Origin of the sequence: Streptomyces sp. NPDC048185, from assembly GCF_043202495.1 — a bacterium.
Taxonomy (GTDB): domain Bacteria; phylum Actinomycetota; class Actinomycetes; order Streptomycetales; family Streptomycetaceae; genus Streptomyces.
This window is the reverse complement of record NZ_JBIDAN010000002.1, coordinates 428915-454044: the sequence shown is the minus strand read 5'-3', so window position 1 is coordinate 454044 and position 25130 is coordinate 428915. Positions and strand designations below refer to the sequence as shown.

The following is a 25130-nucleotide window of genomic DNA, read 5'->3' as shown; positions in this document are numbered from 1 at the left end:
GGTTCCTTCCTGAGGCCCGGGGCAGGCCGGGGACGTAGCCGGAAGCGGCAAGCGCAGCCATTAAATATGAATTAATCTGGGGTTTCAATGGTGGCAGCGGAGTGGAGGTCCTCGCGAGGGGGCCACCGGCAGGGCGGACGAGCCACCGTCCGGGTCAGGACCCTGGCCGGACTCCCGCCGGGAGAGTCTGCTCGGCCCAGATGACCTTGCCCTCACGACCGTGTCGTGCGCCCCAGCGTTCGGTGAGCTGGGCCACCAGCAGCAGGCCGCGGCCGCCTTCGTCGAAGACCCGGGCGCGGCGCAGGTGCGGGGCGGTGCTGCCGGCGTCGGACACCTCGCAGGTGAGCGTCGACTGGAGGATCAGTCGGAGCTGGACGGGGCTCCTGCCGTAGCGGATCGCGTTCGTCACCAGCTCGCTGACGGCCAGCTCGGTGGTGAAGGACATCTCCTCCAGCCCCCAGTCCGCCAGGACGTCGGCCGCGAAGCGGCGGGCTTCGGACACGGCCGCCGGATCGGACGGGAGGTCGATCGCCGCGACGTGGCCGGGGTCGAGGGCTCGGGTGCGGGCCACCAGCAGGGCGACGTCATCGGCGGGGCGGCTGGGCAGCAGCGCGGTCAGCAGCCGGTCGCACGTCTCCTCCAGCGACTCCGGCGCCGAGGTGAGGACACCGTGCAGCGTGGCGAGCGCGAGGTCCACGTCGCGCGTGCGGCCGGCGATCAGCCCATCGGTGTACAGGACGAGCAGGCTGCCCTCCCGCAGTTCGAACTCGGTCGTCTCGAAAGGAAGTCCGCCCAGGCCCAGGGGCGGACCGATCGGCACCTCGGGCACCTCGGCCACGCCGGCGGTGCCGGGTGCCCCGCCGGCGGTCGAGGGGGTCACCACGGTCGGCGGGACATGGCCGGCACTGGCGAGGGAGCACAGGCGGGAGACGGGGTCGTAGATCGCGTACAGGCAGGTGGCGCTGGTCTCCCCCTCGTCCCGGGACTCCTCGCGCTGCATCCGGATGACCACGTCGTCCAGGTGCGTGAGGAGCTCGTCGGGCATGAGATCGATGTCGGCGAAGGCGCGGACGGCTGTGCGGAGCCGGCCCATGGTGGCGGCGGCGTGCAGGCCACGGCCGACCACGTCGCCGACGACGAGCGCGACGCGCGCCCCGGACAGCGGAATGACGTCGTACCAGTCACCGCCCACCCCCGCGCGGGACCCGGCGGGCAGGTAACGCGAGGCGGTGTCGACGGCCGACTGCCGCACCGTGTGCCGCGGCAGCAGGGTTCGCTGGAGGGTGAGCGCGGTGGAACGCTCACGGGTGTACCGGCGGGCGTTGTCGATGGACACCGCCGCCCTGGAGACGATCTCCTGCGCCAGCAGGAGGTCGTCGTCGTCGAAGGGGACCGCGGTGCGATGGCGCGCGAACTGCACCAGACCCAGGGTGTCCCCACGGGCGTGCACGGGCACGAGGAGCACCGAGTGGAGGCCGAGGGTGCGCAACACCCGGCCGTGGGACGCCGACGGTGCCATCCACGCGGGCATCTCGGTTCCCGCGACGCGGTGCAGGACGGATCGTCCGGTGGCCAGCGCGCGCACCGGTTCGGAGCCGTCGGGGTAGGAGTGGGCCTCACCGACGCGGAGCAGGGACTCCGGACAGCCGTCGAGGACCGAGCGCTGGGCGACTCGGCGCTGTGCCGAATCCCGTGGTGGACCCGCGTCGTCCGCTTCGCCGAGGGCGGAGCCGAGGAGGTCGACGGTGACCAGGTCGGCGAAGTCCTCGATGCAGACCGCCGTCAACTCTTGTGCGGTGCGGGTGACGTCGAGCGTGGTCCCGATCCGCTTGCTCGCCCTGTCGGTGAGGGCGAGCCGACGTTGCAGCAGGTGGTCGCGCTCCTCCTGGTAGGCGGCGACGACCTCTTCCGAGGACCGGTCCACGTAGTCGAACCCGACCGTGACCAGCCTCATCGAGGCCCGGTGGATCAGGTGCCAGTCGCTGGTGAGGTGCGGCGCCTCGGCCTGCAGCAGTTCGAGCAGACGGAGGTGGCCGACCCGGTAGCCACGGAGGAGTCTGCTCACCGAGATCCCCCGCCGGGCGTAGAGACGGCCTACTTCCAAGGCGGCCGGAGGAACGTTCGACGCGCTCGCACCGGGGCGGTTCTCCAGGAGATCCAGAAAAGCGAGGACGTGCTGGGCCGTCTCCTCCAGGTTCAGAGCCGCGAGGTCCCGCTCCTCCGACAGCTCGGAGAGCTCGCCGTTCAGGCGCTGGAGCACCAGGCCGGCCAGCTTCCCCACCTGTGGCCTGAGGTGGCGGGCCAGCTGACCAAGGAACGCATCGACGTCGGTTCCCATACTGTGAATGTAGGGGAGAGCCTCGGCGTGCGCCCCTCGGGCGGCCGCGGGCGGCGGGAGCCGCGTGGACGGTGACCGTGCTGGTCGGGCGGCTCGGCGGAGCTGCGCCGGGCCGCCCGAGGCAGGACGCACCAGCACCCTTCAGGAGGCGGCCATAGACAGGACGCGGAGAGCGCGGTCGCGGGGCGGGCCGGCCGCCCGGCTGCTCGCGTGGTGCGCCGTGGTGGCGGCAATCGCCGCCGTGGTGGTGCTGCTGCTCGCGCTGGGCGGGGGCGGCCTGCTCGTCGTCGCGGCCGGGATCCTCGGGCTGGTGGTCTGCGCCGCCGGCATCTGGTGGTTCGTGGCCCGGCGCGGTCCGGCGCGGCTGCTCGGCGCGTTCCTGGCCGCCGCGGCGCCGGCCGGCGTCCTGGTGTTCTACGCGCGGAGCGGTCTGTGGCTCGTCGCGCTGGTCTCCAGCCTGTGCTGGGCGACGGCGGTGGCCTGCGGCCGTGCGGCGCTGCACCGGGCGCGGCCGCCCCGGTCGCAGCGGCCCGTCCGCGCACGTCGGCCGAAGCGGGCGGTGCTGATCATGAACCCGAAGTCGGGCGGGGGCAAGGTCGGCCGCTTCGACCTCGTGCGGCGGGCGGAGCGACTGGGCGCACGGGTGATCCTCCTGGATCCCTCGGCCCCGGCCGATGTGGGCGAACTGGCCCGCAAGGCCGTGGACGACGGTGCCGACCTGCTCGGTGTCGCCGGCGGCGACGGTACTCAGGCACTGGTCGCGGCCGTCGCCGCCGAGCACGGAGTGCCGTTCCTCGTGATCTCCGCCGGCACCCGCAACCACTTCGCCATGGATCTCGGCCTCGACCGCGCCGACCCGGCCCGCTGCCTCGACGCCCTGACCGACGGCGAGGAGATCCGGGTCGACCTCGGCGACGTCTCCGGCCGTCCCTTCGTCAACACGGTGTCCTTCGGCGTGTACGCGGACATCGTGCAGAGCCCCCGGTACCGCGACGCCAAGACGGGCACCGCCCTGAAGCTGATGCCGGACCTCCTGGCCAGGGAGGGCGCGCGACGGCTCGGCGCGCAGGTGGACGGCGCCCCGCTCACGGACCAGCAGGCGCTGTTGATCAGCAACAACCCGTACGTCTCGCCCGACGAACTGAGCGGCGGTGGTCGCCGGCCCGTGCTCGACAACGGTGAGCTGGGCGTGATCGGGATCAGGGTGGAGAACGCGGCACAGGCGGCGGGGCTGGCCCTGTGGGGCGCACAGGCGCCGGGGCTCACCGTGACGACCGCCCGGCGGGTGGAGGTGACGGACGGCGGACCGCGGCCCCCGGTGACGGCGGGCGGGGAGGAGGCGCGGCTCCCGGTGGCGGTGGACGGGGAGGCGCTGCGGCTGAGCACACCGGTCGTGTGCACGGTACGGCCCCGCGCGCTCCGGGTGCTGCTGCCGCGCGACCGCCCCGGCGTGCCGCCGCCGGCGCCCCCGGTCGACTGGCGGCGGCTGCTCGCCCTCGCGTGGGGTTCCGCCGCGGACACGGCGTCGGGCGAGAGCCGTACGTGACCGCGTCACCGTCCCCCCGGTCCCGGCGCCGCCCGCTCCCCGCCGCGACGCCGGGCGCGAGCCCCTGGCGCGTCTCAGAGTCCGAGGTGGTCGCCGAGGTCGGCGTAGTCGACCTGCCACAGGCCGGGGGAGCCCGTCGGGTACTGGGAGCGGAACCCGAGCAGGCGCTGGACACGCGGTGAGAGCGTTCTGGCGACCTCCATGTCGACCAGGAAGGGGTACGCCTCCTCGCCGGTGAGGAAGCCCGGGTTGAGGGCGAAGGCCACAGCCCGCCGGTACTCGTCGCCGGTCCGGTTCGCGCCACCACCGTGTGCGGTCTTGCCGCTGAACAGAAGGGCGTCTCCGGCGTTCATGATCGCGGGGACGGTCTGCTCAGGAGTCCCGCGGTCCTCGAAGTCGCTCCAGTGGTTGCTCCCGGGGATGACCCGGGTGGCGCCGTTCTCCTCCGTGAAGTCGGTCAGGGCGATGAGGAAGTTGAGGGTGACTTCCGGGCCGCCCGGCCCCATCCCGATGAACGGGAACCAGTTCTCCAGATCCCGGTGCAGCATCTGGGCCTGGCTCCGGGGACCGATCTCGATCACCTGGGCGGTGGTCATCCAGTAGGTGCCCGACTCCGGGAGGAAGATCCGGTCGCAGATCTCGTGGACCAGGGAGTGTTCGAGGATCTCGTTGCGGAACGTGGCGCTGTGCGTGACCAGGTTCGTGAGCCGCTTGGTGTTGCTGCCGTGGAACGCGGCCACCATGTCGTCCTCGTGGGTCGAGCCCGGGCGGAGCGCCTGCAACGGCGGCTCGATCTCGGTGTTGAAGCGGTTCATCTGCTCCCGCGTCAGGAAGTTCCTGACGATGACGCCTCCGTCGCGGGTCAGGAGCTGGAGGATCTCCTCCGCAGGCGCGTCGGTCGCCACCGACGACAGGGTCCGGGGCTCGTTCTGTGCTGTCATGCGACATCTCTCCCTCGAAGTGAACTGCGGACGACGGGCGTCGTTTCCTCGCCGTTCATGTGCCTTGGGGCGTCACTCTCGCCAGCCACGGCCACCGGCGAGAACGACAGCGGGCACCTGCTTCGCCCGGTCCCCGGTGCACGATGCACAGCCGATGGCCGAACGGCCGGTCCGGGCGGGCGCGGTCGTCACGCGGGGCCGCGCAGCTCGGCGCGCCGGATCTTGCCGCTCTGGGTCTTGGGCAGGTCGGCGAGGAAACGGATCTCGCGGGGACACTTGTAGGCCGCCAGCCGCTCGCGGGAGAAGGCGATCAGTTCGTCCGCCGTGGCGTTCAGCCCCGTCTTGAGCGAGACGTAGGCGACGACGGTCTCGCCGCGGTAGGCGTCCGGCTGTCCGACGACCGCGGCCTCGAGCACCGACGGGTGTTCGTACAGGGCGTCCTCGACCTCGCGCGGCCAGACCTTGTAACCGGACACGTTGATCTGGTCCTTGAGCCGGTCCACCAGGTAGACCCAGCCCTCCTCGTCGATGACGGCGACGTCACCGGTACGGAGCCGGCCCTCCGGCATCGTCTGGCGGGTGACCTCGGGCTTGTCCCAGTAGCCGGGCACCACCTGCGGCCCGCTCAACTCCAGTTCGCCCTGTTCCCCGCTCGGAACCGGATTGCCGTGCGGGTCCACGACGCGCGCGGTGAGGTGCGGCAGGGGCCTGCCGATGGAGAGCGTGCCGCTCGGCAGATGCACGGGGGCCCTGTCCCCCGGCGGCACGGCGATGACGGCGGACGTCGTCTCGGTCATCCCGTAGCCGTTGTGGAGGTAGACGCCGAACCGCTCCTGGAACCGCTCGACGGTGGCCGGCGGGATCGGCGCACCGCCGGAGTACAGGGCCTTCGCCGAGGTGAAGTGTTCCGGTCCTGCCTGCGGCAACTGGTAGATCGCGTTGTACGCCGTGATGGAACCGATCGTGTAGGTCACCCCGTGCTCGGCGAAGGCCTCCAGGGCGACCTCGGGGTGGAACCGGCCCGTCAGGACGAGCATGGTGTCGGTGAGCAGAGAGATCGTCGCGTTGACCACCGCGCCGGTGATGTGGAACAGCGGGGCCATGGCGAACACGACGTCCCCGTCACGCACGCCCATCCACGACGCGCAGGTCGCCACCACGCTCAGGACGTTGCCGTGGGTGTTCATGGCGCCCTTCGGCGGCCCCGTCGTTCCCGAGGTGTACGTCAGGAACGCGACGTCGTCGCGGGTCAGCTCCGCGGGCGAGGGGCTGCGGCCCTCGAACTCACCGATCAGCGCCATCAGATCGCCGTCCGGGGCCGGAGCGTGGCGCTCCGTCGTCGCAAAGACCCGCGGATCGTTCCTCGACTGGTAGTCCAGCGCCGACGTGCTGACCAGCCAGCGCACCGTGCTCCCGGCCAGCGTCCCGAGAGTCTCGTGGACGTCCGTGTCCGCACAGACGACCCCGACCGCCCCGGAGTCGTCGATGAGGCGGCGGAGCTCCTGGCGCCGGTACATCGGATTGAGTCCCAGTGCCGTGGCCCCCAGCTTCCACAGGGCCAGGAGCACCAGCGCGTACTGCGGGACGTTCTGCAGGTACACGCCGACGCGGTCGCCGCGCCCGGTGCCGCGGGCCTCGAACGCGGCGGCCAGGGCGTCCGACGCCGCATCCACCTCCCGCGCGGACAGGACGCCGTCGAAGTAGCGCAGCGCCGTGCCCTCCGGGTTCTTCTCCACGCGTGCCTTCCAGATGGCCACGAGCGAGTCGGGAATCGCGTCCGCCCCCGTACCGAACCCGTCGGGGAACGTCTCCCGCCGCCGGCCCTCGTCCACTGTCATCTGCCGTCCTTCCCACCCATGTCCATGCGCTTGGCGTGCCGGTCACGTGAGTTCGCGCTTGAGGATCTTTCCGGTGGACGTCATCGGCAGGGTCTGCACGATCTCCACGATGCGCGGGTACTTGTAGCCGGCCATCTGCTCCCTGCCCCAGGCGATCAGCTCGTCGGGCCTGGCCTCGACGCCGGGGGTGGGGATGACGAATGCCTTGATCTCCTCGCCGTGGCTCTCGTGCGGCACGCCGACGACCGCGGCCAGGCTGATCGCGGGGTGCGTCATCAGGACCTCCTCGATCTCGCGCGGGTACACGTTGAAGCCGCCGCGGATGATCAGGTCCTTCGCCCGGTCGACGATGTAGTAGAAGCCGTCCTTGTCTCTGCGGGCCAGGTCACCGGTGCGGAACCAGCCGTCCCTGACTGCTGCGGCGGTGGCCTGGGGGCGGCCGTGGTAACCCTTCATCACGTTGTGGCCCTTGACCGCGATCTCCCCGATGGCGCTGCCCGTGCCGTCGTCCTCGACCTCCGACCAGTCCGGGTTGACGAGCTTGAGCTCCACGCCCCAGACCGGCACGCCGATGGAGCCGGGCCGTGGCTCTCGCGCCGGATCGCTGAAGGTCACCACCGGCGAAGTCTCGGAGAGGCCGTAGCCCTCCAGAACCTGGACCCCCAGCCGCTCCCTGACCTGTTTGATGATCTCGGCGGGGAGCGGGGCGCCGCCGGAGACGCCGACGCGCAGGTTCTTCGCGATCCTCGCGACGTCGACATCGTCGGTGAGCGCCTGCAACAGGCCCCACCACATGGTGGGGACGCCCGCGAAGAAGGTGATGCTTTCCCGCTGCATCAGGGAGACCGCCTGCCGGGCGTCGAATCGTGGCAGCATCACCAGTGTGCTCGCCGTCGAGAATCCGGCGTTCATCTGCACGGTCGCGCCGAAGGAGTGGAACAGCGGCAGCACGACCAGGTGGGTGTCCAGGGCGGGCCGGTTGTCCAACAGCCGGTTGCACGCCAGGGCGTTGAGAACCAGGTTGGCGTGGCTGAGTTCGGCACCCTTCGCCTGTCCTGTCGTACCACTCGTGTAGAGCAGCACAGCCGGGTCGTCCCCCGTGGTCCCCATGCTGTCGAACGTCGTCGCGCTGCCCTGCAGCGCGGCGCCCATGGTCTCGACACCTTCGATCGGACTGTGCGCCTCGGGATCGGCGGTGACAAGGAAGAAGTGCTCGCAGCCCGCGGTCTCGGTGAACCCGGCGTGTCCCTCCGCACCCATCGGCAGGCCCGCGTCCCCCTCGAAGCAGAAGTACGCCTTCGCCTTCGAGTCGGCCAGGTGGTAGGCGATCTCCCGGCTCTTGAGCAGGATGTTGAGCGGTACGACGACGGCGCCGGCCTTGAGGATCCCGTAGTAGACGACCGGGAACCAGGGCACGTTGGGACAGCTGAGCGCGACCTTGTCGCCGGGCCAGATGCCGCGGTCGACCAGGAGGTTGGCGACCCGGTTGGCGGCGGCCTCGACCTGGGCGTAGGTGAGGCGTGTCGTGCCGAGGACGACGGCGTCCCGGTCCGGGTGCGTGCGGGCGGAGTCCTCGAGCAGGACCGAGAGGTTCAGCATGGTGTCTTCCGGGAAGGTGGACCGGGCCAGGCCGCGGGGGGGGGGGAACAGAACACGCGGCCTGGCTCGGAGCGGGTGGGGGTTACGCGCGACGTGACGGGGGCGTCACGACTTCCGCAGCAGCCGGTCGAGGGCCTCGGCCGTCGCCTCGATGTCGGAGGTGGTGTGTGCCGTACTGATGAAGACCTTGCCGGACGGCATGAACAGGAAGCCCTGACGCAGCATCCCTTCGAGGATCTCGGTCCAGAGCCCGCTGGTCCCGTGCAGCCCGGTGGCCCCACCGGCGGGGACGTACTGGAGGAGCGAGCCGACCCGGTTGAAGCGGCCGAACTCGGCGGACGGACCGAGAGCGCCGCCGACGAGTGCTTCGAACTCGGACGAGGTCCGTTCGAGCAGCTCGTGGACCGCGGGATCGGCCAGGGCCCGCATCGTCGCCGCGACGGCCGCCAGTGCGATCGGGTTGGCGTTGAAGGTTCCGGCGTGCACGACGCCGGTCGTCACTTGATCGACCAGGTCTGCTCGGCCGACGACGGCGCTCTGGGTGAACCCTCCGGCCATCGCCTTGCCGAAGACGGACAGGTCGGGCAGCACGCCGTACTTCTCGGCCGCCCCGCCACGGGCGATCCGGAACCCGGCGATCACCTCGTCGAAGACGAGCACGACGCCGTGCCGGTCGCAGAGGGTCCGCAGCGTCGACAGGAACTGCGGTGTGGGTGCTTCGACGCCGGCATTGCTCATCACCGGGTCGACGAGCACGGCCGCGATGTCGCGCTCGGCGGACTCGCTCAGCAGGCGCTCGGCCAGACGCACGTCATTGAAGCGCGCCACGACCAGGTCGTCGAGGACGCTCGCCGACTGTCCCGGTCCGCCGGGGGTGGCGGGGCGGTCGCAGTCGTCCTCGGACATCCCGGCGTACACGGTGTCGTGCCAGCCGTGGTAGCTCTTCGCGAACTTGAGGACGCGACGCCGCCCGGTGGCGGCCCGCGCGAGGCGCAGCGCCACCTGCACCGCTTCGGTCCCCGTGTTGCTCCACAGCAGTCGCTCGCCGTGCGGCACGGCCTCGAGGACCGCTTCCGCCGCGAGGTACTCCAGCGGGTGGCCGGTGCCGACGACCTGCATCTTCGTCGCGACCTCGGTCACGGCGGACACCACCCGCGGGTCGCCGTGACCGAGGACGAGCGGGCCCCAGGCCATCACGTAGTCGATGTACCGGTCGCCGTCCAGGTCCCAGACGTACGCGCCTCGTGCCTCGCGCACGAAGAGCGGATGGGGAGGCATCGCGGCGCGCAGGCCCGACCCCACACCCCCGCCGACGCTGCGGCGAGTCCGCTCGAAGGCCGAGCGTGATGATTCCAGGGCCATGGGATCGCCCCTGCCTTTCAGTACGTGATCACCGAGCGGATGCCGATGCCGCGCTTCATCTGGTCGAACGCCTCGTTGATGTCCTGGAGACCGATCTCGCTCGTCACGAGGGAGTCCAGGTCGATGCGGTGGTTCATGTAGTGGTCGATCAGCAACGGGAAGTCGGAAGCCGGCTTGCTCGATCCGTAGTTCGAGCCGATGAGCGACAGTTCCTGATCGGACATGACGAAGGGATCGATGGAGATCCGCATGCCGTCCGCCACCTGCCCGGCGACCACCGCGGTGCCGCCCCGGGCCAGGACCTCGTAGGCCGACTCGATGGTGCGGGGCAGTCCGATGGCCTCGATGGCGATCTCCACGCCGCGTCCGTCGGTGAGCCGGCGCACCCTGTCGGCGAAGTTCTCGCGGGTGTTGTTGATCAGGTCGGTCGCCCCGAAGACGCGTGCCTGCTCGAGCTTCTCGTCGGAGACGTCCGCGGCGATGATCTTCCGCGCGCCGGCGAGCCGGGCCCCTTGGATCGCGTTCAGACCGACGCCGCCGCAGCCGAGGACCAGCACGGTGTCGCTCGGCCGCACGCCTGCGGTGTTGACGGCCGCGCCGACGCCGGTGGTGACGGCGCATCCGACCAATGCCGACTGCGGGAACGGGGCGTCGTCCCGGATGGCGATCGCGCCCGACTCGGGCACGAGGGTGTACTGGCCGAACGTTCCGAGGCCCGCGAAGCTGTAGACGTCGCCCTCGTCCACGGACGTGATCCGGGACCGGCCGTCGAACGACAGGTGGTTCGCCGAGTGCTGGCTGACCATGTCGCACAGGACGGGCCTGCCGCTGATGCAGTAGGAGCAGCGGCGGCATGACGGCGTCCAGGACAGCACGACGTGGTCGCCCTTCTTCAGGGTCGTGACGCCGTCGCCGACGCTCTCGACGATCCCGGCCCCTTCGTGGCCGAGGATCATCGGCGAAGGAACTTCCCATTCGCCCACGAGCACGTGCAGGTCGCTGTGGCACACTCCGCTCGCCTTGAGCCGCACCAGCACCTCGCCGGGCGGAGGCGTCGAGGGAAGGGTCACTCGTTCGATGGTCAGTGGTTCGTTCGGCGTCCTGAAGACAGCGGCGTCGAATTCGATGGTCATGGCGGTTTTCCTTCTGCGCGGTGCGGTGATCACGTCCGGGCGGTGCGGATGAGCTTCTTGTTGGCGAACTCGTCGATTCCGGCCCGCCCCAGTTCGCGGCCGAAACCGGACTGCTTGACCCCGCCGAAAGGCAGTTCCGCGCCTTCGAGGCCGACGCCGTTGACGAAGACCATGCCGGCCTCGATCCTGTCGGCGACGCGCAGCGCCTGCTCGGCGTCCGTCGTGAACACGTAGGAACCCAGCCCGTACGGGGTTCCGTTCGCCAGCTCGACGGCCTCGTCCTCGGATCCGACGCGGTAGACGGTCGCGACGGGGCCGAAGAGCTCCTCGGCGGCCGACGCCGACATCGGCGAGGCGCCCGTCAGAACGCCGGGCGGGAAGTACGCTCCTTCGCGCTGTCGCGCGGAGACGAAGGTCGCCCCGTCGGCGACGGCTCGCTCGACCTGCTCCTCGAGGTACTCGGCGGCGGCGACCGAGGAGAGCGGCGTGAGCCCGTCGGTCAGGGCGCGCACCTTCTCGGTGAACTTGTCGAGGAAGGCGTCGTAGAGGTCCTCGGCGACGATGAAGCGTTTCGCGGCGTTGCACGCCTGCCCGGTGTTCTCGAACCGCGTCTCGACCGCCGCCTGGACCGTGGCGTCGAGGTCGTCGGTCGACAGCACGATGAAGGGATCCGAGCCGCCGAGTTCGAGCACCACCTTCTTGAGGCTGCGCCCGGCCTTCTCGGCGACCTCCGCGCCGGCCCGCTCCGAACCGGTGAAGGAGACACCCTGCACCCTGGGGTCCGCGATGGCCCGAGCGATCTGCTCGCCGGTGGCGTGGACGTTGACGTAAGCGCCCCGGGGGAAGCCCGCGTCCGTGAACAGCTGCTGGAGCGCCTCGGACGACTCGGGACACTGCGACGCGTGCTTGAGCACGAGGGTGTTGCCCAGCGCGAGGTTGGGCGCGGCGAACCGGGCCACCTGGTAGTACGGGTAGTTCCAGGGCATGATCCCCAGCAGCACGCCGACCGGCTGGCGACGGACGAAAGCGGTGCCCTCTCCTTCGAGGAGCTCGATCGGTTCGTCGGCGAGGAACTTCTCCGCGTTCTCGGCGTAGTACCTGTAGATCGAGGCGCTGAACTCGACCTCCGCGACGGCCTCGTCCACCGGTTTGCCCATCTCCCGGTGGATGATCTCGGCAAGCTGCGCGCTGCGCTCGTCGTGGAGGGCGGCGACGGTGTTCAGCAGCTGGGCGCGCTGTTCCACGGAAGTCCGCCTCGACCACTGCGCATAGGTTTCCGCCGCCGCGTCGACGGCCCCCGCGACGACCTCGTCCGTCGCGGTCGGGTACTCCTTGACCAGCTTTCCGCTCGCGGGGTCGACCACCGCGTACACGTGCCTCTTCGCCATGCTGACTCCTTTTTCGTTCTCGGGCTTCATGCGAGGGTTCCGGTGGTGCGGGCCGGGTTCGCGTCCAAGGCCCCGTTGTGGTCGTGCAGCGCGCGATAGGCACGGAAGTAGACGAATCCCTGGGTGCCCCACGTCGCCAGTGCGGCGGTGTAGAAGATCGTGCGGTTCGCGTCGTCGAACGGCAGGGGGAAGAAGTCGTAGGTCAACGCGATGGTCGTTCCGGCGGCGGTGACCAGGCCGGTCCAGATCGCGAGCCGCTTCTCGCCCGCCTTCCGGAGCCGCCTGGCGAAGTACCCGAGGAAGACCGCCGTGAGGAGGTTGGCGACCACGTAGAATACGGCGACCCAGAACGCGATGCCGCCGGTGTGCAGGTCCGCGCCGTGGAACTGGCGGAGGAGGAGACCGGACACGGTCGCGACTCCGAACACGGCGACGTCGACGCCGAGGCTCGGCTTGTAGCGGTGGGTGACCTTCATCAGGCCCATGATCAGAATGAGCGTGATGCCGACCGACCTGGAGAACGCGTCCAAGAAGTACGCCAGGTCGTACAGGACGCTGTCGCTCTTGGCGCCGAGCAGTGACCAGAGCAGGAAGTTGGTGCCCGACGTCGCGACGACCATCCATTCGAGGCCCAGGAGGTAGTTGCCATGGCGGCGGATGAATTTCCAGCCGTAGAAGTAACCGGCGAAGATCATCCACAGGTCGGCCAGCAGGAACAGCGTCTCCCTCATCGGGACGCCCCCTCTAGGACGTCGCGGGACAGCAGGGCGATGACGCCCTCTGCGGTGCGCTGGCCCGTCAGAACCGCGCCGTTCATGGTTCCGGCCCATTCGCCGGCGGTTTCGGAGCCCGCCCAGTGGACGCGCCCGTGGGGCTCGGACAGCGCCTTGCCGAAGCTCGTGGTCGCGTAGGGGGCGACGGCGGGATTGGGGCCGCCCGGGGCGAAGGGCTCCGCTCCCCAGCGGTGATCCACGTAGTCGATCGGGGCGTGGGCCTGCGGACCGTAGAGGTGGGCGAGCTGCTGGACGACCCGGTCGCGCCGGGTCTCGGGGCCGAAGCCGTCGAAGACGCGCGGATCGCAGAAGGCCATCAGGACGCCCGGTCCGCCGGGGGCGGGGGACACGTCGAAGGTGATGAACACGGTTCCGGTGTCGGTCACCGCCTCACCGGAGCATCCCTCGGCTCGCCAGAACGGCTTCTCGTAGGCCACGAAGGCCTTGCTCAGCACGCCCATGCGCCAGGTTCGGGTGAGCCCTTCGCCCCGCTCGGGCAGTGAGGGGTCGAACTCGATGGCGGCGCGGTGCGCCGGCGAGGCCGTGACGATCGCGTACCGGGCGTGGATCTCGCCGGAATCGGTGCTGACGGTGACGCCGTCGTCGTCTTGCGTGATGCGTTGCACCGGTGTCTCCAGGCGTACGCGGTCGCCGAGCCGCTCCGCCACCCGTTTGGCGATCTCCTGGGTGGTCTCGACGATCCGGTCCTGCTGCTGTCCGCCCTCGACGTCCAGCATGTGGTCGAGCCCGCCCGCCGAGCGGATGTAGCGCAGCGCGTGCAGCAAGGAGACGTCGCCAGGGGTACACCCCCACTGCACCTTGCTGATGACGGTCATCAGCGCACGGGTGCTGGGCAGCGCGTTCTTCCGGTCGAGCCATTCGCCGAACGAGATGGCGTCGAGCCGGCCGGCCCCGGGCGTCTCCCAGGCGGCGTCGACGTCGATGGTCGCGACCAGCTTGTCCACCGCCGTCTGCATGCGGGCCATGTCCACCAGGGCCAAGGGGGAGACCTTGGGAATGGTGCCGCTGTAGGTGCGACGCCGACCCGTCATCCACAGCACGTTGCGGCCCTGGGCGAACTGGTCGGTCGTGGTACACCCCACCCGGCTCGCGAGGTCCCGGACGGCGGTGTGGCGCCGTGCCACCCACGTCGCTCCGAGGTCGACCTTCACGCCCGCCACCTCGCCGGACAGCGAACGCCCTCCGACCCGGTCGCGGCCTTCCACGACCACGACGGACCGTCCCGTGCTCATCAGCCGCTCGGCAGCGCTCAGACCGGCGAAACCGGCACCGACGACCACGACGTCGACCGTGGTGCCCTTGGAGTGCGACTCACGAGATCCGGACATGGCTTCCTCCTTCACCCACGCGGTTCGCGTGCTGCGAGACGTAGGTCGTGATGGGGTCGACGAGGGCCTCGGGGATGTGGTGGCCCATGCCGGGGATGACCACGTGCTGCGCCGAGCGGATCGCCCGGACGGTCGCGGCGCCACCGCTCGGGTCGACCAGCGGGTCCCGGTCGCCGTTGATGACCAGGGTCGGGGCCGTGATCCTGCTCAGCTCGGCCGTCCGGTCTCCGGAGCGCTGGATCGCCTGGATCTGGCGCGCCGTGCCGGCCGCCGGCTCACCGGCGCTGCGATCCCACCCACGAGCCGCGATGGCGGCCTCGGCCGCGTCGTCGATGGGATGGTCCGTTCCCGCGACGTGCCGGGTGAGTCGCAGGTGAGCACGGACCGCTGCGGTCCTGTTCCGCGCAGGCGGGGCGGCAAGGAGCCGGATCGTCGACAACGCAGGCCGGCCCACCTTCTTCGCCCCGGTGGTCGAGTAGAGCGAGGTCAGCGACAGCACGCGCTCGGGCGCCGTGGCCGCGATCGTCTGTGCGATCATCCCGCCCATCGACCGCCCCACCAGGTGCACCCGCGAGATCCCGAGGTGGTCGAGGACGCCGATGCCGTCCTGGGCCATGTCGGCCAGCGTGTACGCGTCGCCGCGCGGGCGCGCGGCGATCTGGCGCCAGAGCCCGGGAGGGGGCGCGGCGACGAACGTCGACTGGCCGACGTCGCGGTTGTCGATCGCGACGACCCGGAAACCGCGGGTGACGAGTGAGGCGACGAACGAGTCGGTCCAGAAGGTGAGGTCTTCGCCCAGTCCCGCGATGAGCAGCATCGCGGGGTCGTCCTTGTCGCCGTGGTCCCGGAAGCAGATCGTCATCCCGGACGGCAGGGTCGCGTACTGGTCGACGCTCGTGTCAGGCATGGGTGGCTCGCCGCCCGTCGGATGACTGCGCGGCCGTCCGACGGGTGCCGAACTCGAGGTTCTCGTCGGCCACCGGGCCGCGGAGCGCCCTGGCGTCCTCGGGATAGGACATCGCCATCCGCCAGGGCTTCTCGGGGCCCTGTTTGGGCAGGAACTTCTCGCCGCGCCTGGCGTATCCGGCCTGAAGGTCCATGACGGGCCTGCGGTTCGTTCCCGGCGGCGCGACCGGAACCACCGTGTCGTATCCGCGGGCGTCCATGTGCCTGACCAGGTCGATGAAGTAACGACACATCAGGCTCACCTTGAGCGTCCAGGACGAGGTGGTGTAGCCGATCGCCATCGCCCAGTTCGGCATCCCGCTCAGCAGCATGCCGCGGTAACAGAGCGCGTCCGCGATGTCGACCTGGCGCCCGTCGACCACGATGGGCATGCCGTCGAAGAGCCGAAGGTTCAGCCCCGTCGCGGTGACGATGACGTCGGCCTCCAGTTCCTCACCCGACGTCAGGACGATTCCGCGCTTGCTGAACCGGGCCACGGCGTCGGTGACGACGGAGGCCCTGCCTTCCTTGATCACGTCGAAGAAGTCCCCGTCCGGCGCGACGCACAGCCGCTGGTCCCACGGGTCGTACGGCGGGTTGAAGTGCTTGTCGACGTCGAATCCCTTGGGAAGGCGCTTGACGTTCTCGCGCCGGATGATGGCCCGTCCTGCCTTGGGGAAGGTCCGCAGGCCCTTCACGACGGCGTGTTCGGTCCAGATGTTCTTGAACCGCGTCACGGCGTACCCGCGCTCTTCCCCGAGCAGCTTCGTGAGCGCCAGGGCGACCTTGTCGACACGGGGGAGCGGCATGACGTAGGTGGGGGTGCGCTGCAGCATCGTCACGTGCCGGGCGGCGCCCGCCCCGGTGGTCATGGCCGGCACCAGAGTGATCGCGGTCGCACCGCTGCCGATGACGACGACCTTCTTGTCGCTGTAGTCGAGTCCCTCGGGCCAGTGCTGCGGATGGACGATCCGGCCCTCGAAGTCGTCCCGCCCCGGGAACTCCGGTGAGAACCCCTCGTCGTACCGGTAGTAGCCGGTGGCGGCGAAGACCCACCCCGCTTCGATCGTCTTGGTCCGGGTCGCTCCCGTGGCGGGGTCCGACGTCCGGACGGTGAGCGTCCACCGTGAGTCCGCCGTGGACCACTCCGCGCGGACGACCCGGTGGCCGAGCCTGAGGACGCGCTCCAGGCCGTTCTCCTCGACGGTCTCGTGGAGGTACCCCTTGATGAGGGGAGCGTCGGCGATCGCGGCTTCGTGGCGCCATGGCTTGAACGCGTATCCGAACGTGTGGAGGTCGGAGTCCGAGCGGATGCCGGGATAGCGGAACAGGTCCCAAGTGCCTCCGATGTCGTCGCGCGCTTCCAGCACGGCGAGCGACTTGTCGGGCAGCTCTCGGCTGAAATAGGTGGCCGCGCCGATCCCGGAGATCCCCGCTCCGATGATCACCACGTCGAATTCCTCGACGGCGTCCAACACCTCAGCTGTCATGGCGTTCCCTCGCTGTTCCTGTGGCGGTTGCCTCACTGTCGCCAGCCAGGACCGCCTGCGAGAACGACAGCGGGCACCTCCTTCGCCCGGGCTCGGTGCACGATGCACAGGCGGGTCGCCTCGCCGAGCCCGTACGGCGGTCGGCGTCCGAGCCGCGACCTCGGCTGAGGCCGAGACTCGGCCGTTCGCGGAGCAGGGCGGGGGCGGCTTCGGCGTGGCGGCCGGCCTTTCCGAAGCCGTTGCGGGGGCGGGGACGGCGTGATAGACGTTTGCCCCCCACGTGCTTGGTAGTGCTGAACACGTGGCTGTGGCCGTGCGCAGAGGACGAACCCGCCGTCCTCACCGTCTCGCTCGGAATCACCCTCTCCCAGGACCGAGCCGGAGAGGCAGAAGCCGGATCTCCTCGCCCCGTCGCGCGAAAGCCACTCCGGTTCGCTGCGCGTGGGAGTACCGCCTCACGCACCCCTTCACCCACCCATGACGAGCCGGTACCGGCCCGTTGGCCGAAAGGTGGTCGCCATGACCGACCCCTCCAAGACAGGGCACGTCGAAGCAGCCGACGGTGGAGCGGGACCGGGAAACCCGCTCCATCGCGGGCTCGGCATCTCGCAGATCGTGTTCATGGTCGTCGCCGCGGCGGCGCCGCTCGGGCTGGTGGCCGGCGGGGTGCCGCTCGCCTTCGCCGTGAGCGGCAGCCCGGGAATGCCGCTGTACTTCGCACTGTCCACCGTGATGCTGCTGATCTTCGCGGTCGGCTTCACGCTGATGGCCGGACGAGTACGCAACGCGGGCGCCTTCTACGCCTATGTCCAGGCCGGACTCGGCCGCATACCCGGCCTCTCGGCCGCGACCCTCGCGCTCTTCTCCTACATGCTGCTTCTCGTCGGGGTGAACGCCTACGTCGGCGTCGCGACGAGCAACGTCATCGAGCGGTACGCCGACGCCGGCTCCCCGTGGTGGTCGTGGGCGCTCGTCTCGCTCGGCGTCATCGCCTTCCTCGGCTACCGCGACATCGAGTTGAGCGCCAAAGTGCTCGGCGCCGTGCTGGTGCTGGAATCGCTGCTGCTCCTGGTCCTCGACCTCGGCATCGTGGGCCACGGCGGCGCCCATGGCCTGACGGCCGAGCCGTTGTCACCGTCGATCGTGGGCACCGGCTCCCTGGGACTCGGCGTCATGTTCGCCATCTTCGGGTTCATCGGCTTCGAGGCCACGGCCGTGTTCCGCAGCGAGGCGAAGGACCCCGACGTCACGGTCCCGCGGGCGACGTACGTCGCGATCCTGGTGATCGGGGTCTTCTACTCGTTCACGGTGTGGGCGATCGTGGTGGGGGCCGGCGTCGACTCGGTGGTCGGAGCCGCGCAGGCCGACCCCGAGGGCCTGGTCCTCACGCTGACGCGGAGCTACGTCGGGTCCGTCTGGGCCGACACCATGCAACTCCTGTTGATAACCAGCCAGTTCGCTTGCGTACTGGCCTTCCACAACGTCGTGACGCGCTACCAGTTCGCGCTGTCCCGGGCCGGCGCGCTTCCGGCCTCGCTGGGTGTCGTTCACGCTCGGCACCGCGCGCCGTCAGCCTCCTCGGCCGTCGCCTCGGTGGTCGCGTTCGTCACCACGGCCGTCGTCGCGATGCTCGGCCTCGACCCGATCGGGGACCTCTACGCGTGGTTCTCCGGCGCCGCCACCCTCGGCATCGTCCTGCTGATAGCGGCCACCAGCCTCGCGGTCATCGGCTTCTTCCGGCGCGCCGACCGGCGGCAGTCGGTGTGGCGCACGGTCGTGGCCCCGGGCGTCGCCTTCCTCGGCCTGGCCTGTGTGGTCTGCCTCATGGTCGCCAACTTCCCGCTCCTCGTCGGCACCACCACGGGCGCCTGGGCGATCGGCGGCCTCGTCGCCCTCTCGGCCGTGGCCGGCGCGGTGCAGGCCCTCGTCCTGCGAGCGCGCCGGCCGGCTGTCTACGAGCGGCTCCAGGCGATGTCCTCGAATGATCAGGGCTGATGAATCCGGGGGCGCGACCGGCTTGTGCACCGCGCACCATCCCCAGGGGAAGTAGGTGCTCGGCGTTGTTCTCACCCGCGGTCATGGCTGGCGACAGTGGGATACGAGGTAACCGCCGGAGGCGAAGTTCAGTGCCACTGAACACCGTGTCGAGGGCGTGCCGACCGGGGCGCCTAGGAGAGTGCGTTGAGTAATCAGACTGTCATCGTGGGACTCGGTGCCACTGGCCGGGCCCTCGCCTCTTCCTTGCTGCGACGCGCGGACGTGGAGATCGTCGGAGCAGTGGACCAGGACCCCCGCGTGGTCGGTCAAGACCTCGGAGTGCTGCTCGGTGGCGACCCGAACGGTGTCGTCGTCGTGAGCGACCCGGCCGACCTGCCCACCGCCGACCTCGCGATCGTGGCGACCGTCTCGGATCTGCACAGGGTGGCCGACGTCCTGCTGCCGCTGCTGGAGCGTTCGTACAACGTCCTGAGCATCTGCGAAGAGCTGGCCTATCCATGGCAGAGCCATCCCGACCTGGCCCGACGGCTCGACGCCACGGCGAAGGCGCACGGCGTGACCGTCCTGGGCAGTGGGGCGAACCCGGGCGTCCTGATGGACACCCTTCCTCTCCTGCTGACCGCATTGACCCAGCGCGTGGAGAGCGTGCGCATCCGCCGACGGACGAACATGTCACGCTACGGTGCGATCCTGTCGAAGTTCGGCCTCGGTCTGACCATGCGCGAGTTCGCGACGGCTCGCAGCCGGGGTGAAGTCGTCGGGCACCACGGCTTCGAGCAGGCCATCGGGGCGCTCGCGGCAGGGATCGGATGGGATCTCGACTCGGTGGACGTGGGAGAGGTCGAACCCGCTGTCGTGACGACTTCGCCGCGCGTCGGGGACCACATGCGTATCGAACCGGGGCAGATCGCGGCTGTCACTCATGCCGCCCGGGGCGTGCTCGAGGGCGAAGTGGTGATCGATCTGGAGATCACGTTCGGGTTCTTCGAGCCGGCCGACGAGGTGGTGGCGGGCGATGACTACCGGATCGTCGGAGAGGAGCAGGTAGTCGACCTCCGCTCCTCCGTGGGCTTCGATTCCTTCCTCAGCACCGTCGCGGCGGCGGTCAACGCCTCCACCGCGGTCGTCGAGGCGCGTCCCGGTCTCCTCTCGATGGGGGATTTACCTCCCCGTTCGGTCGCGGCCAAGGGAGAGCGGCGAGCGGGCCGGGCCTCGCTCGGGGCCACGACTTCTCAGGACTGAGACGGAGACGCAGAAGACGGAGAACCTCCTGTTCGCCGTCTTCACGCGTCTTGCCGAAGAGCCGCCCGTCACGGTCGATCCGCCGGACGGGAACGGGGGGGCTCGGGCGTGCTGCCGAGCACGCCTCGACGCGGAGCACGAAGTGGGGCGGGCGCCTCACCTGGAAGGAGATCGGGACAGCATGAGGACCGACAGCACGAAGTACACCAGCTTCACCGGCTGGATCGACCCGCCGGACGACGTGCAGCCCGCGCTGGACGGCGACCTCACCTGTGACATCGCCGTCGTCGGCGGCGGCATGGGTGGCATGGCGGCTGCGCTGCGCCTCGCGGAGCGCGCCCAGGACGTGGTCCTGCTGGAGGCCGAGTTCTGCGGCTACGGCTCAGCTTCGCGCAACGGCGGTCAGATCGCCGGGGCGCCGGGTGGCGACCTGCGGATGCTCAGCCTCCAGTCGCCGAAGAAGATGCCGGTCATGGCCAAACTGGCAGAGCACGCGGGCCGCTATGTGGAAGACCTCATCAAGACGCACGACATCGACTGCGACTACGTGGCGAACGGCCTGGTGTGGGGCGCGGTCTCACCCCTCATGATGCTCAGGGTGCGCACCCAGGCGGCGATCCTGCGCGCCTTCGGTGGGAACGGAACTGTCGGCAGCAGGGAGGAACTCGGCCTTCCCGCCGGCTTCGTGGGCGGGATGCGGGAATCCATCGGCGGGATGCTGAACCCGGGCAAGCTCGCTCGTGGTGTGCGTCGCGCACTGCTCGCTTCCTCGGCCAAGGTCTTCGAGCAGTCGCGGGTGAGCGATGTCCGGCGGACCGGCAGCACCGTCGAGATCACGACACCGCACGGCACCGTGCGGGCCAACAAGGTGCTGCTCGCAACCAGCGTCTACGGCGGCGAGTGGGACATCACCCCCAAGAACCTCGCGACGCCGCTGTACGTCATCGAGATCGAGTCGGAACCCATCGCGCCGGAGCGACTCGCCGCGCTGGACTGGACCAGTCGGTCCGGCATCATCACCCAGCACCAGTTGATGACCCACTACCGGCTCACCGAGCGCAACACCATCGTCTGCGGGGTCCGTAAAGCTCAGCGAGGCCAGACGTACCCGCTCCCGGACCGGGTCCCGGACCCCGGTGTTGTGCAGGACATGGGGAAGGATCTGGCCCGTCGGTTCCCGTCGCTGTCCGACGTGGCCATCGAGCGGGCCTGGGGCGGTTGGATCGGCATCAGCCCGGACTGGCTGTCGGTAGCCGGGCAGGTGGGCGACAACGTCTTCTACGCGATGGCCTGCAACGGCCACGGCCTCTGCCAGGTGCCGTACGTGACCCATCAGCTCGCCGACTACATGGTCGACGGTGAGATGTCGGAGGACCTCGCCGGCATCTGGTCGGACGCCTCGAAGTATTCGCCGTCGATGTCACTGCTGATGCAGCCGTTCGTCCTCCGATCCATCTGGCGGCTGGACCGGTTCAACGACTTCTTCAACGGCAGCAATACGCTGGCCCGGCGGGCGCTCCGTCGCGGCAGGCGCGGGGACTCCTGAAGGGTCGGGCGGCGCCTGATCTGTGACAGCGCGGGGTGAGATCGTCACCCGCTACGACAAGACCGCCGAGTCCTCCGAAGCAGCCGTCGTCCTCGCATCACTCCTGATCCGGGCCCGACACCCGACGACAGAACCCAGGCAGGTCCTCGCCGTCGGTCAGGCCGCGGACGAGCCCTTCATCTGTCTGCGACACGGCATGTCGGGAGCCTCGGCTCCCCCGAGAGCAGAGGGACACTGAGAACATGGAAGAGCTGTGGCCCCCGCCCTCCCGTGGAGTCGCCGATGCGATCAGGTCACTGTGCCAGCGCCTGCTGACGGAAACGGACGCCTGGGTCGACGCCTTCGCGAGGCCCTCTCTCATTGCCCAGAACGATCCCGCCCTCCTCGCGGACGCATCGCTGGTCGAGGAGGATCGCGCACTCAACCGCTCCGACCTGCTCCAATGGTTGACCGCAAACGTTCAGCAACCGGGACGGCGGGTAGAGCCCTACGTCAGCCCCAGGACCACGGCGTACATCAACGATCTCGTCTCCCGGGGCATCGCGCCGGACTTCGCAGGTGCCTGGCGCGTGGCCCTCGGGATCGGCTGGCGGCGATGGCTTGAGGAGTGCGTGGCACACTGCGCCGACCCCGACCTCCTCGTCGGGGTCCTGGACGTGACGGCGAAGTCGTTGGTGCAGTACGCCCTCGACTCCGTCGCGGCCCTGCGGCAGGCCGGCCTCGCCGCGGCGATGGGCAATACGGACGCCGAGGGCATCGCATTGATCCAGCTGATCGCCAGTGGGGCACCGATGGCGGAGGACCTCGCCGAAGGGCACCTGCGCTACCGGATGGCACGGTGGCATGTGGGCCTCGTCCTGTGGATCGACGATCCCCGGCAGGCCGGTGCCCTGGAGGAGGCGATCGCCGCCGTACGCTCCTCCGTGGGGGGCCGGAGCGCCCTGGTGGCGCGCGCCAGCGCCACGTCGCGGTGGATCTGGCTCTCGGGGGAAGCCGTCCCGGACCTTCACCACGTGGAGAAGGACCTCGCGGCGAGCGACGAGGTCCGCGTGGCGGTGGGAAGGCCGGGACGCGGACTCGAAGGATTCCGCTCCAGCCACCAGGACGCCCTCGCGGCGCAGGCGTTGGTGATCCGGCTGGGGTCCGACCGGCCATTCATCGCCTACGCCGACGTCGAGCTGATCGACGCGCTCACGAAGGACCGGCCCGGCGCGCGTCGGTTCGTCGTCAACACCCTCGGGCCATTGGCCGAAGCCGACACAACCCTGCGGCAAGCCCTGCTCACCTACGTGCAATGCGGCTTCAGCACCACCCGGGCGGCCGCCAACCTCTATGCGCACCGCAACACCGTCGAACGGCGGGTCTCACGCGCCAACGAACTGTCGGCCGTCAAGGTGGAGGCCAACCCGACCCATGTGGCGGCGGCGCTCCTGGTGCTGGACATCGCACCGGACATCGTGGCGACCGGACCGGACTGAGCTCACCTCACGGGCCAGTGGACCACGGTCGACTTGCTCACGCGCCGGCGAGCTCTTCCGACGTCGACCCGACACCTCGCGGTGTCGGTATGACGCTGCCGCACTTGCGAGGCGAACGTCTCCTGTAGCTTCGCATGAGCTGGGACATCCGTCTTTTGTGCTGGCACATGCGTCGGGTATCGCCTGTTCGGGTACGGTCGCCCGGGAGGTGGTAGCCCATGAGCCAGCCCCAGGATCGGCGTCGACTACCAGGTGAACGTCTGGGACCGGTACAACTGGGACGAGGGCAAGGGCGTCGATGTCGGTCCGCTGGAGATCCCCGATGGGCAGATGGCCAAGCTGCACCGGGTAGGTTTCGCTCGGGAGTTCGACATGGCGGGCAGTAGCGGCGTCCACCACTACGACCTCGGCTCCTCGAAGCCGGACGACGACCCGCTACCGGGTCCCGACGACAGCAGGGACGGCCGCTTGGACCCCGGCCGGGAGCAACAACAGGACCGTGCGACCGGCATGCCGACGGGAAGGGCGGATGGTCGGTGAGCGAAGGGAATCCCTTCCGGGCACCCGAGGAGGGCGCGAGCGGTACCGGAGGTGGCGGTGGTCGCCGCGTGTGGCTCGTCGCTGGCGTGGCCGCGGGTGTGCTGGTCCTGTCGGGCGCCGTGGTCGCGGCGGGCCGGCTACTCGGCGCACCCGACGGCACCGGACCCGATGACCGCTTGGGCGAGGAGGCGGCGGACGTGCGGTGGGCCGAGGGGATCACACCGGAGTGGATGAGCGAGCAGATGGACCTCGGCATCCCGGCCACGGCCCGGTCCCCGCAGGCCGCCTACAAGGTCACCTCTCGCTTCGACACGGGCATCCTCACCTTCACCCTGACCAGGTCGGAGGCGGACGCCTATGTGAAGCAGCACCCGCCGGAGCAGAAGTGGCTGGAACCGACCTCCGCACAGACCGACGCCACTCCCCACGACTTCGCGCACTTCGGGCTCCCGGAACCCGAGACGCTCAAGGACGGCATGCGCTACGGCTACGTCTGCCCTGGGTCCCCCAACGCTCCGGAGGAACAGGAAACCTCTGACATGTATGGCTTGTCGGACAAGCATTGTGTCAGCGTTTATGTGTACGAGTACACGCCGCAGCGTACCCGCATCTACATCCGCGACCACTTCGAACCCGGCGTCAGCCCTCTTCCCACGCCGCCCTCGTCGATGTCGAAGGGGTGAGGGGGGGAACCGGCCGTGTTGTGCCCCGTACACCACACCGTTGATACCGGGACAATCACGCTGTGTACTGCCCACGGTGCGCCGTGATCACTCGTGCCCGCGGGCGGGCTGGTCCGGGCGTGCAGGACAGCTGGTCGCCACGCCACCGGGGGCTTGCGTGGGTAGGCGACGATGCGCCAGGTGAACCCTGGCTGAGATGTCCGAGTGAGTGAGTGGATGGCTGCCCGCCCGTATGTATGACAGGGTCCATGTGCGGAGGGCTCCCGCCTGCCTGATGGCCAATCAGGTAAGTCAGCGTTCGGTCAGCATGAGTCGCCGGGCATTCCCGGAGGATTGACTGAGCAGGCGTCGGTGACGGCACGAAAGCCCAAGTGAGGGCCCGTATCGCCCGACCGGAGCGATGTTCCTCACAAACATCGTTTGGCGCGTGCCGGTGTACAGTCGAGAACGCCCTTGACCTGTAGGAAGCAGGCAGGGAGCCGTCTCAGAGGAGTCCCAAAGTGCTGCGTACTCTGTTCAAGTCCAAGATCCACCGCGCCACCGTCACCCAGGCCGACCTGCACTACGTGGGTTCCGTGACGATCGACGCCGACCTGCTCGACGCCGCCGATCTGCTGCCCGGTGAGCTCGTGCACATCGTGGACATCACCAACGGTGCCCGGCTCGAGACGTACGTCATCGAGGGCGAGCGCGGCTCCGGCGTGATCGGGATCAACGGGGCCGCCGCCCATCTCGTCCACCCCGGCGACCTGGTGATCATCATCAGTTACGCTCAGGTCACCGACGCCGAGGCGCGGTCGCTGAAGCCGCGGGTCGTGCACGTGGACAGCGACAACCGCATCGTGAAGCTCGGTGCGGATCCGTCCGAACCGGTGCCGGGATCGGACCAGGAGCGCAGCCCTCAGGCCGTGTCGGTCTGATCCCTTCGTACGAGGAGCCTG

General features: G+C 69.7%; 19 protein-coding genes. 8 read left to right on the top strand and 11 right to left on the bottom strand.

Translation table 11 applies throughout. From position 1 onward, the window contains the following. Positions 1-154: 154 nt before the first annotated feature. Positions 155-2338 carry a SpoIIE family protein phosphatase gene (locus ACGF3H_RS08005; RefSeq protein WP_362496656.1) on the bottom strand — a complete coding sequence of 728 codons (2184 nt, stop codon included), beginning with the start codon at positions 2336-2338 and terminating at the stop codon, positions 155-157. Positions 2339-2561: 223 nt separating this feature from the next. Here ACGF3H_RS08005 and ACGF3H_RS08000 point away from each other — a divergent pair, with 223 nt between their 5' ends. Next, positions 2562-3884: a diacylglycerol kinase family protein gene (locus ACGF3H_RS08000; protein WP_362496659.1), complete on the top strand. Its 1323-nt coding sequence runs from the start codon at positions 2562-2564 to the stop codon at positions 3882-3884. Between the two features lie 74 nt (positions 3885-3958). Here the strand turns inward: ACGF3H_RS08000 and ACGF3H_RS07995 are convergent, their stop codons facing one another. The 10 genes from ACGF3H_RS07995 to ACGF3H_RS07950 all read right to left on the bottom strand — a co-directional run bounded on the left by ACGF3H_RS07995 (position 3959) and on the right by ACGF3H_RS07950 (position 16702). Next, the gene (locus tag ACGF3H_RS07995) at positions 3959-4825 is read right to left on the bottom strand and encodes a phytanoyl-CoA dioxygenase family protein (protein ID WP_362496662.1); all 867 of its coding nucleotides are present in this window, start codon (positions 4823-4825) and stop codon (positions 3959-3961) included. Between the two features lie 188 nt (positions 4826-5013). Further along, a complete protein-coding gene (locus ACGF3H_RS07990; RefSeq protein ID WP_362496665.1) occupies positions 5014-6663 on the bottom strand; it encodes an AMP-binding protein in 1650 nt (549 codons plus the stop codon). A 42-nt stretch (positions 6664-6705) separates the two neighbouring features. After that, positions 6706-8262 carry a long-chain fatty acid--CoA ligase gene (locus tag ACGF3H_RS07985; protein ID WP_362496668.1) on the bottom strand — a complete coding sequence of 519 codons (1557 nt, stop codon included), beginning with the start codon at positions 8260-8262 and terminating at the stop codon, positions 6706-6708. A gap of 105 nt (positions 8263-8367) precedes the next feature. Continuing rightward, positions 8368-9624 carry an aminotransferase class III-fold pyridoxal phosphate-dependent enzyme gene (locus tag ACGF3H_RS07980; protein WP_362496671.1) on the bottom strand — a complete coding sequence of 419 codons (1257 nt, stop codon included), beginning with the start codon at positions 9622-9624 and terminating at the stop codon, positions 8368-8370. 17 nt (positions 9625-9641) lie between these two features. Further along, positions 9642-10757: a Zn-dependent alcohol dehydrogenase gene (locus tag ACGF3H_RS07975; RefSeq protein ID WP_362496674.1), complete on the bottom strand. Its 1116-nt coding sequence runs from the start codon at positions 10755-10757 to the stop codon at positions 9642-9644. A 29-nt stretch (positions 10758-10786) separates the two neighbouring features. Further along, positions 10787-12145 (bottom strand): NAD-dependent succinate-semialdehyde dehydrogenase, encoded by a 1359-nt coding sequence (locus tag ACGF3H_RS07970; RefSeq protein WP_362496677.1) that lies wholly within the window; start codon positions 12143-12145, stop codon positions 10787-10789. A 26-nt stretch (positions 12146-12171) separates the two neighbouring features. Further along, positions 12172-12876 carry a transporter gene (locus ACGF3H_RS07965; RefSeq protein ID WP_362496680.1) on the bottom strand — a complete coding sequence of 235 codons (705 nt, stop codon included), beginning with the start codon at positions 12874-12876 and terminating at the stop codon, positions 12172-12174. Then, on the bottom strand, positions 12873-14267 hold the full coding sequence (locus ACGF3H_RS07960) for a flavin monoamine oxidase family protein (RefSeq protein WP_362496682.1): 1395 nt from the start codon (positions 14265-14267) through the stop codon (positions 12873-12875). The genes ACGF3H_RS07965 and ACGF3H_RS07960 overlap by 4 nt, the downstream gene beginning before the upstream one ends. Further along, positions 14251-15174, bottom strand: coding sequence for an alpha/beta fold hydrolase (locus ACGF3H_RS07955; protein WP_362496684.1), 924 nt, complete (start codon positions 15172-15174; stop codon positions 14251-14253). The genes ACGF3H_RS07960 and ACGF3H_RS07955 overlap by 17 nt, the downstream gene beginning before the upstream one ends. Beyond that, the gene (locus tag ACGF3H_RS07950; protein WP_362496686.1) at positions 15167-16702 is read right to left on the bottom strand and encodes an NAD(P)/FAD-dependent oxidoreductase; all 1536 of its coding nucleotides are present in this window, start codon (positions 16700-16702) and stop codon (positions 15167-15169) included. The genes ACGF3H_RS07955 and ACGF3H_RS07950 overlap by 8 nt, the downstream gene beginning before the upstream one ends. Before the next feature lie 519 nt (positions 16703-17221). On the opposite strand from ACGF3H_RS07950, the gene ACGF3H_RS07945 reads away from it, so the two are divergent. The 7 genes from ACGF3H_RS07945 (at position 17222) to panD (ending at position 25109) form a co-directional block, all read left to right on the top strand. Then, a complete protein-coding gene (locus ACGF3H_RS07945) occupies positions 17222-18697 on the top strand; it encodes an APC family permease (protein WP_362496688.1) in 1476 nt (491 codons plus the stop codon). 282 nt (positions 18698-18979) lie between these two features. After that, positions 18980-19942 carry a dihydrodipicolinate reductase gene (locus tag ACGF3H_RS07940; protein WP_362496690.1) on the top strand — a complete coding sequence of 321 codons (963 nt, stop codon included), beginning with the start codon at positions 18980-18982 and terminating at the stop codon, positions 19940-19942. Positions 19943-20123: 181 nt separating this feature from the next. Next, complete coding sequence (locus ACGF3H_RS07935) at positions 20124-21488, top strand: FAD-dependent oxidoreductase (RefSeq protein ID WP_362496693.1); 1365 nt, start codon at positions 20124-20126, stop codon at positions 21486-21488. Positions 21489-21730: 242 nt separating this feature from the next. Then, entirely contained in the window at positions 21731-22966 is a 1236-nt protein-coding gene (locus tag ACGF3H_RS07930) for a helix-turn-helix domain-containing protein (RefSeq protein WP_362496696.1), read from the top strand. Between the two features lie 252 nt (positions 22967-23218). Further along, positions 23219-23506, top strand: coding sequence for a hypothetical protein (locus ACGF3H_RS07925; protein WP_362496698.1), 288 nt, complete (start codon positions 23219-23221; stop codon positions 23504-23506). A gap of 68 nt (positions 23507-23574) precedes the next feature. Further along, complete coding sequence (locus tag ACGF3H_RS07920; RefSeq protein WP_362496700.1) at positions 23575-24189, top strand: hypothetical protein; 615 nt, start codon at positions 23575-23577, stop codon at positions 24187-24189. A gap of 500 nt (positions 24190-24689) precedes the next feature. Beyond that, on the top strand, positions 24690-25109 hold the full coding sequence (panD, locus tag ACGF3H_RS07915) for an aspartate 1-decarboxylase (protein ID WP_362496703.1): 420 nt from the start codon (positions 24690-24692) through the stop codon (positions 25107-25109). The last annotated feature ends 21 nt before the right edge of the window (positions 25110-25130 follow it).

Coding starts and splice junctions, on each gene's coding strand:
- ACGF3H_RS07945 (WP_362496688.1), top strand. CDS start 17,222: ATGACCGACCCCTCCAAGACAGGGCACGTCGAAGCAGCCGACGGTGGA.
- ACGF3H_RS07965 (WP_362496680.1), bottom strand. CDS start 12,876: ATGAGGGAGACGCTGTTCCTGCTGGCCGACCTGTGGATGATCTTCGCC.
- ACGF3H_RS07985 (WP_362496668.1), bottom strand. CDS start 8,262: ATGCTGAACCTCTCGGTCCTGCTCGAGGACTCCGCCCGCACGCACCCG.
- ACGF3H_RS07950 (WP_362496686.1), bottom strand. CDS start 16,702: ATGACAGCTGAGGTGTTGGACGCCGTCGAGGAATTCGACGTGGTGATC.
- ACGF3H_RS07960 (WP_362496682.1), bottom strand. CDS start 14,267: ATGTCCGGATCTCGTGAGTCGCACTCCAAGGGCACCACGGTCGACGTC.
- ACGF3H_RS07975 (WP_362496674.1), bottom strand. CDS start 10,757: ATGACCATCGAATTCGACGCCGCTGTCTTCAGGACGCCGAACGAACCA.
- ACGF3H_RS07955 (WP_362496684.1), bottom strand. CDS start 15,174: ATGCCTGACACGAGCGTCGACCAGTACGCGACCCTGCCGTCCGGGATG.
- ACGF3H_RS07980 (WP_362496671.1), bottom strand. CDS start 9,624: ATGGCCCTGGAATCATCACGCTCGGCCTTCGAGCGGACTCGCCGCAGC.
- ACGF3H_RS07995 (WP_362496662.1), bottom strand. CDS start 4,825: ATGACAGCACAGAACGAGCCCCGGACCCTGTCGTCGGTGGCGACCGAC.
- ACGF3H_RS07990 (WP_362496665.1), bottom strand. CDS start 6,663: ATGACAGTGGACGAGGGCCGGCGGCGGGAGACGTTCCCCGACGGGTTC.
- ACGF3H_RS07935 (WP_362496693.1), top strand. CDS start 20,124: ATGAGGACCGACAGCACGAAGTACACCAGCTTCACCGGCTGGATCGAC.
- ACGF3H_RS07970 (WP_362496677.1), bottom strand. CDS start 12,145: ATGGCGAAGAGGCACGTGTACGCGGTGGTCGACCCCGCGAGCGGAAAG.
- ACGF3H_RS07930 (WP_362496696.1), top strand. CDS start 21,731: ATGGAAGAGCTGTGGCCCCCGCCCTCCCGTGGAGTCGCCGATGCGATC.
- ACGF3H_RS08005 (WP_362496656.1), bottom strand. CDS start 2,338: ATGGGAACCGACGTCGATGCGTTCCTTGGTCAGCTGGCCCGCCACCTC.